Origin of the sequence: Nonomuraea sp. CA-143628, from assembly GCF_050942315.1 — a bacterium.
Lineage (GTDB): Bacteria > Actinomycetota > Actinomycetes > Streptosporangiales > Streptosporangiaceae > Nonomuraea.
Genome location: NZ_CP192072.1, coordinates 10,492,564 through 10,507,260 on the forward strand (window position 1 = coordinate 10,492,564; position 14,697 = coordinate 10,507,260).

Here is a 14,697-nt window from a genome sequence, read left to right on the forward strand (position 1 = left end):
GCGAGGGGTCCATGAATCAACTTCCGATCGCATAAGAGTGCTGCGCCCTCCACGACAGCCAGACGGGATCGCCCCGCTCCGCGGTGGTCGTCGAGTCGAGCGCGTTCTGCTGGAACACCGTGATCTCGGCCCCGTCCGCGAGGCTCACGGCGTAACTGTTGTAGGTCCCCAGGTAGACCACCTCGGCCACGGTGCCGGGCACGGCGCTGACGTCGCCGTCGGGCTGCTCCGTCGAGATGGTGATCTTCTCCGGCCGGACGGTCACAGTGACCTGGCCGTTCTGCTCGGGCACCAGCACCCGGCCGCCGCCGACGGTCAGCACGCCGCCGGCCGCCGTGCCCGCCAGCAGGTTGGAGGTGCCGATGAACCCGGCCACGAACGCCGTCGCGGGCCGCTCGTAGATCTCGCGCGGCCCGGCCAGCTGCTCGACCAGGCCGTCGTTCATGACCGCGATCCGGTCGCTCATGGTGAGCGCCTCGCCCTGGTCGTGCGTCACGTACACGAACGTGATGCCGACCTCGCGCTGGATGCGCTTGAGCTCGATCTGCATGGCCTGGCGGAGCTTGAGGTCGAGCGCGCCGAGCGGCTCGTCGAGCAGGAGCGCCCGCGGCTTGTTGACCAGGGCGCGGGCCAGCGCCACCCGCTGCTGCTGGCCGCCGGACATCTCGCGCGGCCGGCGCTTCTCCCGGCCGGTGAGATCGACGATCTCCAGGATCTCGCCGACGCGCTGCCTGATCTCCTGCTGCGGCACCTTGCGCTGCTTGAGCCCGAACGCCACGTTGTCCCACACGCTCATGTGCGGGAACAGCGCGTAGGACTGGAAAACCATGTTCACGTCACGCTTGTTCGGCGGGACATCCGTCACGTCCTTGCCGTGCAGCCTGACCACGCCACGCGAGGGGTCCTCGAACCCCGCGACCATCCGCATCGTCGTGGTCTTGCCGCACCCGGACGGGCCGAGGAGCGAGAAGAACTCCCCCTCGGCGATGCCCAGCGTTATGCCTTTCACGGCCTGGACGACCTCGCCGTGCGAGAGGTACTCCTTGACGACGTCATCCAGCTCGATCGCGTTCAACTCGGCCATGTCCCGGCACAGTCCTCAGTCGCCGATGTAGTGCATGACGTGCTTGACCCGGGTGTAGTCATGCAGACCGAACACCGAGAGATCCTTGCCGTAGCCCGAGTGCTTGAAGCCGCCGTGCGGCATCTCCGACACGAACGGGATGTGGGTGTTCACCCAGACCACGCCGAAGTCGAGCCGGTTGGACATGCGCATGGCGCGGCCGTGGTCGGAGGTCCAGACGGAGCCGCTCAGGCCGTACCTGACGTCGTTGGCCTTGGCCAGCGCGTCGGCCTCGTCGGAGAAGGTCTGGACGGTGATGACCGGGCCGAACACCTCGTTCTGCACCATCTCGTCGTCCTGCTTGAGCCCGTCGACGATCGTGGGGGCGAAGAAGTAGCCCTTCTCGCCGACCCGGTGACCACCGGTGAGCACCTTGGCGTGCGCCGGGACGCGCTCGATGAAGCCCCGCACCCTGGCCAGCTGGTTCTCGTTGTTGAGGGGGCCGTACAGCGCCTCGTCGTTGGACAGATCACCGGTCACGGTGCCGGCGGCGGCCTCGGTGAGCGCGGCGACGAACTCGTCGTGCACGCTCTCGTGGACCAGCACGCGGCACGCGGCCGTACAGTCCTGGCCCGCGTTGTACAGGCCCGCGGTGGCGATGTCGCCGGCGGCCTTGCGCAGGTCCTTGACGTCCTCGAAGACCACGACGGGCGCCTTGCCGCCGAGCTCCAGGTGAACCCGCTTGAGGTCGTCGGCGGCGGTCTTGGCCACCGACATGCCGGCGCCGACGGAGCCGGTGATGGCGACCATGGCCGCGGTCGGATGGCCCACGACGAGCGCGCCGGTCTCCCGGTCACCCGTGACCACGTTGAAGACCCCTGCGGGCAGCACCTCGCCGAGGATCTCGGCCAGCTTGAGCGTGGAGGCCGGGGTGGTGTCGGACGGCTTGAGCACGATCGTGTTGCCGGCGGCCAGCGCCGGGGCGATCTTCCAGACCGCCATCATCATCGGGTAGTTCCACGGCGTGACCTGCCCGATCACACCGATCGGCTCGTGCCTGATCACGCTGGTGTGCTCGGCGAGGAACTCGCCCGACGTGGGGCCCTCAAGCGTACGGGCCGCGCCGGCGAAGAAGCGGAAGTGATCGGAGGCGACCGGGGTCTCGTCCTCGGCCATGCGGGCCCGCGGCTTGCCGGTGTTCAGGCACTCCGCCTCGTTGATCTCGTCGGCGCGGGCGTCGATGGCGTCGGCCACCTTGAGCAGCAGGTTGGCCCGCTCACCCGGGGTGGTCCGGCCCCATGACTCGAACGCGGCGGCCGCGGCGGCGTAGGCGGCGTCGACGTCCTCGCTGCCCGAGATCGGGGCCTGCAGGTAGGCCTCGCCCGTGCAGGGGTCGATGACATCGGAGAATCGGCCGCTCTTGGCGTCCACGAACGCACCGTTGATGAAGTTCTGCAGACGGGTGCTCATGCGCTCTCCTTCGGTCGCCTGACCAAGGTGCTGTATCTATTGATGACCTCGACAAGCTCGGTCATATGACCTCCTGGTGAGGTGGCTGAGATGCCGAGACTCTTACAGAGCACACGCCTCACGACAAGGGATTTCGTGGCGAATATACCAAATTGCTACGAATTCGCTTGACAGAGCCAACAGAACTGACACCATGTCGCACCAGGACGGCAACACCGCGGGAATGCGCCCGCAACGCCGGACCGCTAGGAGGATCCTCGCAATGTCCACGCCGCCCCGCGTACGACGCAACAGTGACGCGCCCTCTGGGCCGTTCGTGCTCGACGATCTCTCCAAGCAGATCATCGAACAGCTGCAGAGCGACGGGCGCATGCCGTACGCGGCGATCGGCAAGGCCGTGGGCCTGTCGGAGGCGGCGGTCCGGCAGCGGGTGCAACGCCTGCAGGAGGCCGGGGTGATGCAGATCGTCGCGGTGACGGACCCCCTGACGCTCGGCTTCCCGCGCCAGGCGATGATCGGGGTCAACTGCGAGGGCGACCTGGAGTCGGTCGCGGACGAACTGGCGGCCATCGACGAGATCGACTATGTCGTGCTGACGGCCGGGTCGTTCGACGTGATCGTCGAGGTGGTGTGCGAGGGTGACGGGCACCTGCTGGAGATCCTCAGCAAGATCCGGGCCATCCCGGCCGTGCGGGCCACCGAGTCGTTCGTGTATTTGAAGTTGCGTAAGCAGACTTATTCGTGGGGGACACGCTGAGCTGACTGGAGGCGGGTATGTACGCCCGCCTCAAGTCATCGTCGTTTACATGTGGGGCAGACGAAGAGCTCCTCCACCGTGGAGACCAGAGCTACCCGATCCAGCCACAGCTCAAGCCGCGCAACGTTACCGCAGGTCGCGATGCGCTCACGGTCACTAGCGGACAACGCAACCCCGCGGGCCTCGAGTACCCTGAGGATCACTTTGACCATGCCCTTGATATCGCTCACGGTGAACCGATAGGGATCGGTCTCAGGCAAAGATTTCCTCCACTGTGGAGGCCAGAATCGCCCGCTTCAGCCACAGCCGGAGGCGTGCGCTGTCACCACAGGTCGTGATGCGCTCACGGTCACCGTCGGACAGCGCCATCCCTCGAGTCTCGAGCACCACGAGCAGGCACTCGATATCCTCCTCGACGCGCCCCTTGGCCACGCCCTTGGCGAGCAGGCTCTGAGCGTATTCTCCCTGGTAGAGGTAGGTCTCTGTGGCCATGAGTCGCTCCATTTCCTTCTGTGCGTTGCCTGTCAGCGCCACGGTGACATATTCAGCGTAGCGTCGGGCCACGTCCGAATCGAGGCTGTCCAAAGCCTCCGTCAGGGCGGCGAGGATGTCCGCGATCAGCGGATGCTTGCTCTGCGTGATCGCGGAGATGGCCGCCAGGCCGATGTTGCCGACGGCTTCGGCCACATCGGTGATGACCGGAGTGTTGTCGGGCCCGATCACCAACGGGGTGAGGGTCAGGCCCGGATGGCCGGTTTCGATGGGAAGCGACGCCCACTCGGCGGTGCTTCGCTTGGGGCAGATGACGACCAGACAGACGGGACAGTTGTCGCGGGCGCGGAGGTTGGCGATGTAGGCGAGCCAGGACAAGCGCTTCGTCTTGTCCTGCTCCAGTTGCACCTCGGCGATGACGCCCAGCTTGGTCTTGGCGTCATCGCCGTACAGCAGTGCCGCGTCCGCCCGGTAGACGGCCGGCACGCATTCTGACAAGTCGCAGGACACCTGGGTGCCCTTGGACTCGTCGGGTATCGGGAGGGCGAACAGCTCGCGCAGCATCCGCGCCGTATGTTCGGGGTCGAGAGTGGTGATCCCGACCAGCCCCTCGTGCAATGGGGTGATCATGGCCGGGATATTACTCTACGTTGTCATGAAAATACTCTCAGTTTCCAAGCTGGATGGTGGCGATCTCCCAAGGGCGCAGTGCAAGGCGGACAGTTCCGGATGAGACAGGCAGCGGGTCGCCTGGGCGGCCGCGGAGGTCGGCGTGGCGAGCCTGGGTGAACGCGCCAGAGATGACCGCGTCCACGGAGCTTTCCGACACAGCCACGACGCGCAGCTCGTGCCAGCCGTCGCGGACCCTGAGCGAGGTCATGACCACGCCATCGCCCGTCACCGACAGGCCGGAAGCCGCCGGAGGCAGGTCGAGTGACGGGTCGCCGGTGCCGGGCACCACGAGGAGGTCGTGCCGGAAGGTCTCGGCCGCCGGTGGCACCGCCGCCCACGACCCGCCGTACGGCATGAGCGCGAGACTGACCGAGCGCAGGCCGCGCGACTGGGCGGCCGGGGTCGGCAGCTGGGGACCGGCGGGCTCGGGGCGCATGACGTGCAGGTTGCGTGAGAGGTAGCCGACCGAGCGCAGCAGGGTGAGGGCGAGCTCCGCGCCGTCGTCCACCAGTTCGTACTCGGTGACATGCTCCAGCAGCGCCGCGACACCACCGGCGGCCACCCACCCGGAGGCCGGGAACGTGGGCAGCGGCTCCTCGCCGCAGCCGCCCTCCGAGGACAGGCCGCGTGTCACGACCGCGAACTGGCCTTCCGCATGCGAGGCCGTCGCCCGCGTGGGCAGCGGTACGTGCAGGCGTACCCGGTGGTCGGAGCAGCGGTTGTCGAACGAGACGTGCAGTCTGACGTACGGCTCTCCGGCCCGCAGTTCGACCCGCGTGTCGACGACGATCTCCTCGGTCGCCTCGGTCCTGGCGGCGGCCGGGATCTCGGGAGTGCCCTCGATGCCCTGGCCGGCGGCGGGCCAGCGGTAGGTGCGGCGGACGTCGAAGGCGGCCACCAGCGGGCCCGAGCAGACGAGCGTCAGCTCGGCCGACACCGGGTCCGACACGATCCGGTCCTCGGCCGGGGGCGCGTAGTTGTAGGTGTCGCCCACGTCGCCGCCGTCGACGATGCGGCCGGCGCCCGTGAGGGTGATCCCGTCGGCGCCGGTCAGCGCCAGCGTCCCGTCTTCCGCCACCTCGACGCGCAGCAGCCCGTTGTCGAGCGCCCGCTCCTCGGCCCGAACCCCGGTGACCGGCGCGCCCATCGCGGCGGAGGCACCGGACGTCGAACCCTCACCACCGGACGCCAAACGCTCATCACCGGACTCCGCCGGAGAGCCGACCGTCGCTTCCTGAGAGCCGCCGGACGCCGCCATGGAGCCATCGAGCCCCGCCACGGAGCCGTCGGGTGCCGGGCCGGTGTCGCGCAGGGTGTCGGGAGACGCTGGTCGGATGCTGGTGTGTCCCAATGGTGGCGTCTCGACGAGTGCGGCGACAGTACGGCGAGCCTCGGCGACGATGCGTACCCGGGTCACCCCGTCGAGCGCCCCGCGCAGCTGCGCCACGTTGAAGGCCGTCGCCGACTCCCGAGCCACCGTGAACGTCAGCGTGCCGTCGTCCACCGACCAGCCGGTGATGTGCTGGCCGTACAGCTCCGTGCCGTGGATGAACGTCAGCGCCGTGGCCGGGTCCATCTCGGCGTCCAGCAGCAGCGTGGGCGCGTACTCCAGGGTCTGCGCGGGCACCCGCGCGCCGGTCGGGTCCACCAGGGGATCCAGGCCCGCCACGTCCACCAGGACGACGCCGCGCCGCGTGGCGGGCGTCGGGTTGACGACGAGCACCCCGTCCGACGGGACGGTGGCGGACAGCCGGGCGGTCACCATGTCGCGTACGGCCTGCCCGAGGTGCTCGGCCTCGGCGATGCGCGCGGCGACCTGCTGGGCCGTGTCGTCGACGCCGCAGCCGGTCACCGAGTCGTGCCCGCTGGCGTCGACCAGCCGCCACCACGCCATATCGAGGAAGCGGCCGGGCCAGTCGCCGCCCCAGAGGGTGGCCAGCGGCTCGGCGTAGCGTTCGACCATCCGCTCGGCCCGGCCCATGGCCTGCTTGACGTGGGCGCGTACGGAGATGACGCCGGGCAGGATGTTCGCGCGGGCGTGGGAGCGCAGCTCGCCGGATACCCGGGGCAGCCCGTCCACATCACCCGAATAAGCGCCGATATATCCGGACAAGGTGTCCATGCGGGCGCCGATGTCCGCCACCATGCCGGGCAACCCGCGCACCGGAGCCGAATGGTCGGTCCCGTACATCGCCAGCAAGGCCCCCTCGGGCCCGTGCCATTCCCGCATCCGCTCGGTGAACTCGGCGGCCCGCTCCGGCAGGCGCGCCGGATCCTCGAAGAGGTGCGCCCCGTTGCCGTAGCCGCCCGCCGGAAGGTACTGGGTCCGCAGCGCCGTGCCGTCGGGCGCGACCCAGGCGAAGGCGTCGGTCACCACGGACGACGGCACACCCCGGTAGACGCAGGCGTGCAGCAGCCCGGCCCGCCGCAGGATCTGCGGCATCTGTGCCGTGTGCCCGAACATGTCGGGCAGGTACCCAACCGCCATGGCCCCGCCGAGTTTGTCGGCCCGGTTCATGCCGAGTTCGAGGTTGCGCACGATGTTCTCGCCCGAGCACAGGAACTCGTCGAGCAGGATCTGCCACGGCCCGACCGCCAGCCGCCCGGACTCGACCAGCGCGGCGACGCGGTCGCGGTTCTCCGGCCGGACCTCCAGGTAGTCGTCCACGCAGGCCAGCTGCCCGTCGAGGGTGAAGTGGTAGTCGGGCTCGCGCTCCATCGTGTCGAGCACCTCGTCGAGCAGCGCCACCAGCCGCAGCCGGAAGCGCTGGAAGGGCTCATACCACTCCCTGTCCCAGTGCGTGTGCGGGACGACGACGATTTCGGCGCTCACGCGGCTTCCCCTCCGATGGGCAGGTCATGTTGTACGGCATAGCGCGCGGCGATGCTCTGGGCCGTGACGATGTCGGCCAGCCCTCCGGCCGCGGCGGTGAGCGGCGGTTCGTCCTCGGTGACGTAGGCGTGGAAGGCGGCCAGCTGCACCTCGAACGCCTCGGTCACGTCGCGCCACTCGGTCCGGCTCTCGCCGCCCGAGCCGTCACCCGAGACCACGGTCAGCGTGGTGGGCGCGTTCATCAGGTAGGGAGAAGGGAAGACCAGCTCCAGCGAGCCCTTGTCGTGGTGGATGACCACGGTCTCCCGGTAGGCCGGGTAGTCCTCCAGGTAGTGCCACCGGATCGAGAACCGCCCGCTGACGGGGAGCGTTCCGGAGATCTCGACGGACCCGGGCCCCGGCCCCCACGTCTCAACAGCCGAAATTTCGGCGGGCGACCCGCTAAATCGCCTCAGGAGCGACAAATCGTGGCAGATCGAGCCGAGTGCTACCCCGTAGAGGGCCCGGACCGAGTCGGGAGCCGACTCCCCCAGCGCCGAGGAGACCAGTGAGTGCTCCGCCGCGCGCAGCGAGGCCAGCAGCGCCGGGTCGACGTCGCGGGCCGGCGTCAGGCTCGCGAAGGCCAGCTGGGACTCGGCGCTCGGATGCAGCACGGTCACCTCGACCGACCGGATCGCGGCCGGGCCGCCCAGCTCGGCCAGCAGCGCCTCGGCCCGGCGTACGGCCGGGTCGTACTGCTTCATGTAGCCGACCATCAGCCGCCCCTCGGGCAGCGCCTCGACCTCGGCCCTGGTCAGCGCGAGCGGCTTCTCACAGAGCACGGCGTAGCCCGCGGCCAGCGCCCGGCGTACCGGCTCGCCGTGGGAGCCGGAGGCGAGGATGAGCACGGCGTCGAACCCGCCCTCATCCAGCATGCTCTCCACGGCCGTGAAGCGCCCGGGCGCCCCCAGCCGGTCGCCGACGACGTCGGCGAGGGTCCGCGACAGGTCACAGACGGCGGTCACCTCGAACAGGTCGCGGCGTCTCGACAGCAGCGGCACGTACACCGCCTGCGTGACGGCGCCGCACCCGACAAGCGCGATCTTCAAAACCCGATCCTCCAGCGTGGGGTCAGCCTGGGGGTCACAGTCCCAGTTCTCTCAGCTTCTCGCGGTTGGCGGCTTGATCGGCGATGTTCCGCTCAACCGATCGGCGGCCCGGCAGGGTGTCCTGCTCGATGATGATCCAGCCCTGATAGTCGATCTCGTCGAGCGCGCGGACGACGCCCGGCAGGTCCAGCTCGCCCTCGCCCAGCGGCGCGAAGCCGCCCCGGCCCATGAGCTCGCGCAGGTCCACGCCGTCGGCGAGGGCCTGGCCGAGTATCGCGGTGTCGCCATCCTTGACGTGCACGTGGCCGACCCGGTCCGACCAGTCGCGCAGGGCGGTCACCGGGTCGCCGCCGGCCAGCAGCAGGTGGCCGGTGTCCAGGCAGAGCTGTACGTCGGTCAGCTCCAGCAGCCGCTCGACGTCCTCGGGCGTCTCGACGTAGGTGCCGAGGTGGTGGTGGAAGGCGGGCTCGAAGCCGCGTTCGCGACAGCGGTCGGCCGCGATCTGGACGCGGGAGGCGTAGCCGGGCCAGTCGCCGGCGGCCAGCCCCGGAGCGTTCCCACCGGGCCTGGCGAACCTCGCCGGAGAGCCCGAGCAGCCGAGCGTGGGCCGGGGCGCCAGGTGTTCGGGGCCGGCCGGCGCGGCGGCGAACACGTCGAGCGTCGCGTCCAGCGCGGCCAGCCCCTTCTCGAACTCCACGGCGTCGCTGTAGCGCAGGTCGGCCCAGCCGCCGGCGAGCAGCAGCCCGTCGAGGCGCGCCACCAGGTCCTCCCCGGTGCCGAGATAGCCGATGGGCCCCAGGTCGATGCCCGCGTAACCGGCGTCAGCGAGCGCGCGGACCATCTGGTCGGCGCTCAGCGGCGGCGGCGCGTCGGCCAGCTCGAACACGCCGAAGCTCACGGGGGCGTTGGCGACTCGTGTCACGCGCATATGGCGATCACCTCGTTCTCGTACGTTTCCAGGCGGTGCCGTCCCGCTCCCGCGGGGACCAGTACCCGCTCACCGCGGATGACCTGGCGATCACCGCCGGGGCGCACCAGGACGAGGCCGTCGGCGTCGAGCGCGAGCAGTTCGTCGCCCAGCCTGAGCAGCAGCGGCTCGCCGGGGCCTGCGGAGATCGCGGTACGGCCGGCGGCGACGGCGTCGAAGATCGTGCTGGTGTCCTCGGCCAGGACCCAGGTGGTCGGCGCGCCCGGCAGGCCGTCGTCGCCGACGCGGTGGAAGTCGCTGGCGCCGATCGCGACCAGGTCGGAGTCCCAGGCATCGGCCCAGGCCAGCGGTGCGCCCCAGCGCCGGTCCCACCAGCCGGAGTGCCAGACCTCGGCGATCCGCACGCGCTCGGTGAGCGGCTGGAGCCAGGCGCAGTCGCCGCCGAGCGGGTGGTTGATCGACATCAGCCCGCCCTCGCGCGCGGCGTGCCGGACCCAGGAGTCGGCGGGCTGCCGGAAGTCCACCCAGCCCACGTCGCCGAACACGTTGGCGTGGCCCCGATCCGTGGTCACCTCCTGACCGGGCAGCAGGGCGATACCTCGATCGTCCCCCAGCCAGGGGTGGTGGCTGACGGTGTTGTGGTCGGTGACGACCAGGAAGTCGAGGCCGCGGCTCTTGGCCAGCTCGGCCAGTTCAGGGATGGTCAGCACGCCGTCGCTGTGGACGGTGTGGGAGTGGAAGTCGCCCGCGAACCAGCGCAGGCCGTCGACGCCGGGCAGGTCACGGCGCGGCGGCCGGTCCCCGTTCGGCGGCTCCTCCATCACCGGCCGTGAGGGCACGGCGGCCTCGGTGCGGATCTCCAGCGCGTAGTCGAGACCCTGCGGCGGCACCCGGTGCAGCCGCAGCCACACCTGCCACGTCCCCGGCTCCAGCGCGCCGGGCAGGTAGCCCGGGGTCGCCCAGTCGGCGGTGATCGTGTACTCGTCGCGCGCGCCGCCCGACCAGCCACGGAAACCCTCCGGCGAGCCGCATCCCAGGTCGAGCACGCCCTGTGACCGGTCGAAGCTCAGCCGTACGGTCAGCGCGGCGGTGCCGGCCGGCACCTCGAAGGGCACCTCGCGCAGGATCCGCTCCAGCCGGTCGTCCAGGCTCCAGTGGCCGCGGATCACGGTCATGCCGACACCAGCTCGCCGTCCCGGTAGACCAGGGCCCGGTCGCGGCGCGGCGTGGCGAAGCCGTCGGCGCCGATCGACGGCTCGCCGCCCTCGGGCACGACCGCCTGCACGAGCACGTCGCCGACCTCCAGCGTCACCAGGTGGGACGCCCCCAGGTTCTCCACGATGACCACCTTTCCACCCAGCGAGCCCTCGGCGGGCTCGGCCGAGTAGGTGTTGTACTCGGGCCGCACGCCGTACACGATCCGCTCGCCTTCGGTCAATAAGCCCGCGGCCGAGACAGGGACCGGCAGTTTGCACCCGGCCACTTCCAGCGTGTCACCGCGGACGCTCCCGTCGAGCAGGTTCATCGGCGTCGAGCCGATGAAGCCGGCCACGAAGGTGTTGGCGGGCCGCTGGAACACCTCGGACGGTGTGCCGATCTGACGGATGTGCCCGGCCTCCATGACGGCCATCCGGTCGGCCATGGCCAGGGCCTCGGCCTGGTCGTGGGTGACGAAGACGGTGGTGACGCCGAGCTCGCGCTGCAGTTTCTTCAGGAACGTACGGGCCTCCAGGCGGAGCCGGGCGTCGAGGTTCGACAGCGGCTCGTCGAACAGGAACGCCTGCGCCTGCGTCGCCATGACGCGGGCCAGCGCGACCCGCTGCTGCTGGCCGCCGGACAGCTGGCCGGGGCGCCGGTCCATGAGCTGCTCCAGGCCCAGCCTGGCGCCGACCTCCTCGGCCTTGCGCTGCCGGGCGGCCTTGCCGACCTTCTTGATGCGCAGCGGGTAGGCGATGTTGTCGGTGACGTCCATGTGCGGGAACAACGCGTAGTCCTGGAAGACCATCGCGATGTCCCGGCCGCCCGGCTGGACGCCGGTGACGTCGCGGTCGCCGATGACGACGGCGCCGCCCGTGGCGGTCTCCAGCCCGGCGATCGTGCGCAGCAGCGTGGTCTTGCCGCAGCCGGACGGGCCGAGCAGGGCGAAGAACTCGCCGTCGGGGATGGCCAGGTCGAGCGAGTCGAGCGCTTTGACTCCCCCGGGGTAGACCTTGGTCAGGGCTCGCAGTTCGATTGCGGCCATCAGCGCTTGATCCCTCCGTGGAAGCGGAAGCCATACTTCTTGCTGACGAACAGGTACATGAGCACCACGGGGACCGAATAGAGCAGGCCGAACGTGGACAGCAGGGTGAGGTTGGCCTGGCCACCCTCGGTGTAGAGCGTGTACATGATGACCGCCGCGGGCTGCTTCTCGACATCGCTGAGCAGCAGGTACGGCATCAGGAAGTTGCCCCACACGTTGGCCACGGCCCACACCGCGATCGTCGCCAGCCCCGGGCGTACCAGGGGGACGACCACGTGGCGGACGATCTGCAGCGGCGAGGCCCCGAAGACGCGCGCCGACTCCTCGTAGGACTTCGGCGTGGCGTCCATGAAATCCTTGAGCATGAAGATCGCCGCAGGCAACAGGCCGCCGGTCAGGATGAGGATCACCCCGAACCGCGAGTCGATCAGGTTCAGCTCGACGGCCAGCTGGAACAGCGGCACCATCGCGGCCGTGCCGGTGATGATCGAGGACAGCAGCAGCAGCGCGTAGAGCAGCGCGTCGCGGCCCGGCAGCCGCACCCGGCTCAGCGCGTACGCGGCCAGCGCCGCCAAGACCACCACGAGCAGGGCCGTGCCGACCGCCAGCACCAGCGAGTTCAGGAGCGACGGCAGCGCGTACGGATGCTCCAGGATCGCCGTGAAGTTGTCCAGCGTGAAGTCCGGCACCCGGACCTCGTAGGTGGGATCCGAGGTGAACGGCGCGGCGGCCAGCCACAGCAAGGGGATGGTGAAGAAGGCCAGCAGCACCGCGATCAGCGTGTAGAAGCCGATCCGGCCCAGCACGAACCGCGTCATTTCTTTCTCCTGAGCAGGCGCAGGTAGAACACCGCCACGACCAGGTTGATCAGCAGGATGACCGTGGAGACGGCCGCGCCGTAGCCCAGCTCGCTGCCCTGCAGCGCGACCTTGTAGACGTGGACCGCCAGCACCTCGGTCTGGCCGTCGGGCCCGCCCGCGGTGAGCATGAACGGCGTGAAGTCGTTGAACGTCCACAGGCTGATCAGCAGGAGGTTCGTCAGGATGTGTCCCCTGATGTGCGGGAACACCACGTCACGTAACTGCTGCCAGCCGGAGGCTCCGGCCAGGCGGGCGCTCTCCAGGTGCGAGGGCGGCACGTTCCCGAGCGCGGCGCCGTACAACATCATCGAGAAGGCGGCGCCGCGCCAGGTGTTGAAGATGACGATCGACAGCATCGGGTGGTCGAGCAGCGGCGCGAATCCCGGGACGTGCAGCAGCGCTTGGAGCGTGCCGCCGTCGCGGTCGAGCAGCGCCACCCACAGGAACGAGACCACCGCGCTGGGCAGGATCCAGGCCAGGATGACCAGGCCCTCGACGGTCCGTTTGAGCGGTCCGGTGCGATCGCGCATCAGCCAGGCGATCGTGAACCCGAGCACGACCTGGCCGATGACGGCCGAGCCGAGCACGAACTGGACGGTCAGCCAGGTCGAGTTCCAGAACGCGGGGTCGGAGACCGCTTTTACGAAGTTGTCCAGGCCGACGAACTGGGGCTCGGCGGCGGCGGTGCCCGTGAGGCGGTAGTTGGTGAGGCCGAGGTAGAGGACCCAGAGCGCGGGGAAGACCAGGAACACCGCGATCAGCGCCAGCGCGGGCGCCACGAACGCACCCGCTCTCAGCCTGCCCAGGCCCGCCGCGTCCGAGCTGTAGCGACGGGCCGGTGCGTCCTCGGGAGCTTCAGGAGGCGATATTGCCTGCGCCACCGACGATTCCTTCGAGTTTCTTCTGGTAGTCGGCGGCGGCCTGGTCGGGTGCGGTGCCCCCGACGACGGCGGCCGTGGCCTCCTGGAGTGCGGCCGACACCTGCGGATAGACGGCGACCGGCGGCCGGTAGGCCGTCAGCGGCAGCACCTTCTCCGAGATGAACGTCAGCAGCGGCTCCCCGGCGAGGATCTCCTTGTTGACGTCGGTGCGCGGGGTGATGCGCACGTTGCCGTTCTTGGTCTCCTCCTTCAGGGCATCCGGCGAGAGCGTGAAGGCCAGCAGGTCGAAGGCCTCCTTCGGATGCTTGCTGTTGGGGTTGACGGTCCTCAGCGCGCCGCCCGACATGCTGACGAAGTCCTGGCCGCGCAGGCCCTTGCCGGGCTCCATGGCGGGGATCAGGGCGTAACCGACGGTCTGGTCGCGGTCTGCCATCTTGGCCACGCCGGTCTGGGGGTTGACGACGCCGCGCCAGAAGTAGTCGCCCTCCATCAGGATGCCGATCTTGCCACCGGCGAACTGCTGGAAGGACTTGTCGCGGCCCTTGGCCTCCTGCTGGAGCTTGGGGTCGCCGAGGCCGCTGCCGCCGTAGATCTTCTGGTAGAGGCCGAGGGCGTCCTTGAGCGGCTGGGACGCGCCGGTCCACTTGCCGTCCTTCTGCACCTCGCCGCCCGCGCCCGCCAGCAGCGGGAGCACGCCCTGCATCGAGGTGGCCTCGCCCATCGCGGTGCCGGCGTTGATCTGGATCGGCACCGGTACGCCCGCCGTCTTCAGCTTGGCGCCCGCGTCGAGGATCTCCTGCCAGCTCTTCGGCTGCCAGTCGGCGGGCAGCCCGGCCTTCTGGAAGAGCGTCTTGTTGAAGTAGAGGACCCGGCCGTCCGTGCCGACGGGCAGGGCGTACTTCTTGCCATTGAAGGTGGCCAGTCCCTGGACCGACTCGGGGATCTGCTGCCAGCCGTCCCAGCTGTCGGCGCTCGCCCCCACCACGTCGGACAGCGGCTTGATGTAGCCCGCCTCGGCGAACTCACCGGCCCAGATGCCGTCGAGGTCGATCACGTCCGCGCCCTTGCCTGACTTCAGGTCGAGGGAGAGCTTGGTCTTGTACTGCTCGTCGTCGACACCGCTGGGGATGAACTTGACCTTGACGTCCTTCCCCTTCGCCTTCTCGGCCGCCTCGAACTTGGGGGCGACCCAGTTGGCGAGGAAGTCGGCCGCCGCCGCGTTCTTGCCGCCCGCGATGGCGTTCTGGGCGATCGTTAACTCGATCGTCCCGCCGCTGTCGCCGCCGGACGACTGGCCGCAGGCGGCGAGCCCCAGCGCGGACACGGCGAGGACCGCGACCGCGCCTACCGATCTTTTCCGCAATCCCATGCAAACCCTCCGACATGTCCTTAAAGCCGGGAACTCGGCCAA

General features: G+C 69.6%; 12 protein-coding genes. 1 reads left to right on the top strand and 11 read right to left on the bottom strand.

The genetic code is table 11. The features are described from left to right. Nucleotides 1–16 precede the first annotated feature (16 nt). Together ACQP2T_RS47530 and ACQP2T_RS47535 are read right to left on the bottom strand one after the other, a co-directional pair. Nucleotides 17–1,084, bottom strand: a complete 1,068-nt coding sequence (locus ACQP2T_RS47530; RefSeq protein WP_433511418.1) for an ABC transporter ATP-binding protein — start codon at nt 1,082–1,084, stop codon at nt 17–19. 15 nt (nt 1,085–1,099) lie between these two features. Then, complete coding sequence (locus ACQP2T_RS47535) at nt 1,100–2,533, bottom strand: gamma-aminobutyraldehyde dehydrogenase (protein WP_433511419.1); 1,434 nt, start codon at nt 2,531–2,533, stop codon at nt 1,100–1,102. A 262-nt stretch (nt 2,534–2,795) separates the two neighbouring features. On the opposite strand from ACQP2T_RS47535, the gene ACQP2T_RS47540 reads away from it, so the two are divergent. Further along, nucleotides 2,796–3,290: an Lrp/AsnC family transcriptional regulator gene (locus tag ACQP2T_RS47540; RefSeq protein ID WP_225290547.1), complete on the top strand. Its 495-nt coding sequence runs from the start codon at nt 2,796–2,798 to the stop codon at nt 3,288–3,290. Between the two features lie 252 nt (nt 3,291–3,542). On the opposite strand, the gene ACQP2T_RS47545 is transcribed toward ACQP2T_RS47540, so the two are convergent. From ACQP2T_RS47545 to ACQP2T_RS47585, 9 genes are read right to left on the bottom strand one after another with little or no spacing between them, the layout of a single operon-like run. Then, entirely contained in the window at nt 3,543–4,412 is an 870-nt protein-coding gene (locus ACQP2T_RS47545) for a hypothetical protein (RefSeq protein WP_433511420.1), read from the bottom strand. 37 nt (nt 4,413–4,449) lie between these two features. Beyond that, entirely contained in the window at nt 4,450–7,287 is a 2,838-nt protein-coding gene (locus tag ACQP2T_RS47550; RefSeq protein WP_433511421.1) for an alpha-mannosidase, read from the bottom strand. Next, entirely contained in the window at nt 7,284–8,375 is a 1,092-nt protein-coding gene (locus tag ACQP2T_RS47555) for a Gfo/Idh/MocA family protein (protein WP_433511422.1), read from the bottom strand. The genes ACQP2T_RS47550 and ACQP2T_RS47555 overlap by 4 nt, the downstream gene beginning before the upstream one ends. Nucleotides 8,376–8,409: 34 nt before the next feature. Beyond that, a complete protein-coding gene (locus tag ACQP2T_RS47560; protein ID WP_433511423.1) occupies nt 8,410–9,303 on the bottom strand; it encodes a TIM barrel protein in 894 nt (297 codons plus the stop codon). After that, the gene (locus ACQP2T_RS47565; RefSeq protein WP_433511424.1) at nt 9,294–10,478 is read right to left on the bottom strand and encodes a CehA/McbA family metallohydrolase; all 1,185 of its coding nucleotides are present in this window, start codon (nt 10,476–10,478) and stop codon (nt 9,294–9,296) included. Before ACQP2T_RS47565 ends, ACQP2T_RS47560 begins: the two co-directional genes overlap by 10 nt. Continuing rightward, complete coding sequence (locus tag ACQP2T_RS47570) at nt 10,475–11,545, bottom strand: ABC transporter ATP-binding protein (RefSeq protein ID WP_433511425.1); 1,071 nt, start codon at nt 11,543–11,545, stop codon at nt 10,475–10,477. Before ACQP2T_RS47570 ends, ACQP2T_RS47565 begins: the two co-directional genes overlap by 4 nt. Then, a complete protein-coding gene (locus tag ACQP2T_RS47575) occupies nt 11,545–12,363 on the bottom strand; it encodes a carbohydrate ABC transporter permease (protein WP_433511426.1) in 819 nt (272 codons plus the stop codon). The genes ACQP2T_RS47570 and ACQP2T_RS47575 overlap by 1 nt, the downstream gene beginning before the upstream one ends. After that, nucleotides 12,360–13,286, bottom strand: coding sequence for a carbohydrate ABC transporter permease (locus tag ACQP2T_RS47580; RefSeq protein ID WP_433511427.1), 927 nt, complete (start codon nt 13,284–13,286; stop codon nt 12,360–12,362). Before ACQP2T_RS47580 ends, ACQP2T_RS47575 begins: the two co-directional genes overlap by 4 nt. Further along, entirely contained in the window at nt 13,261–14,655 is a 1,395-nt protein-coding gene (locus ACQP2T_RS47585) for an extracellular solute-binding protein (protein WP_433511428.1), read from the bottom strand. Before ACQP2T_RS47585 ends, ACQP2T_RS47580 begins: the two co-directional genes overlap by 26 nt. Nucleotides 14,656–14,697: the final 42 nt, after the last annotated feature.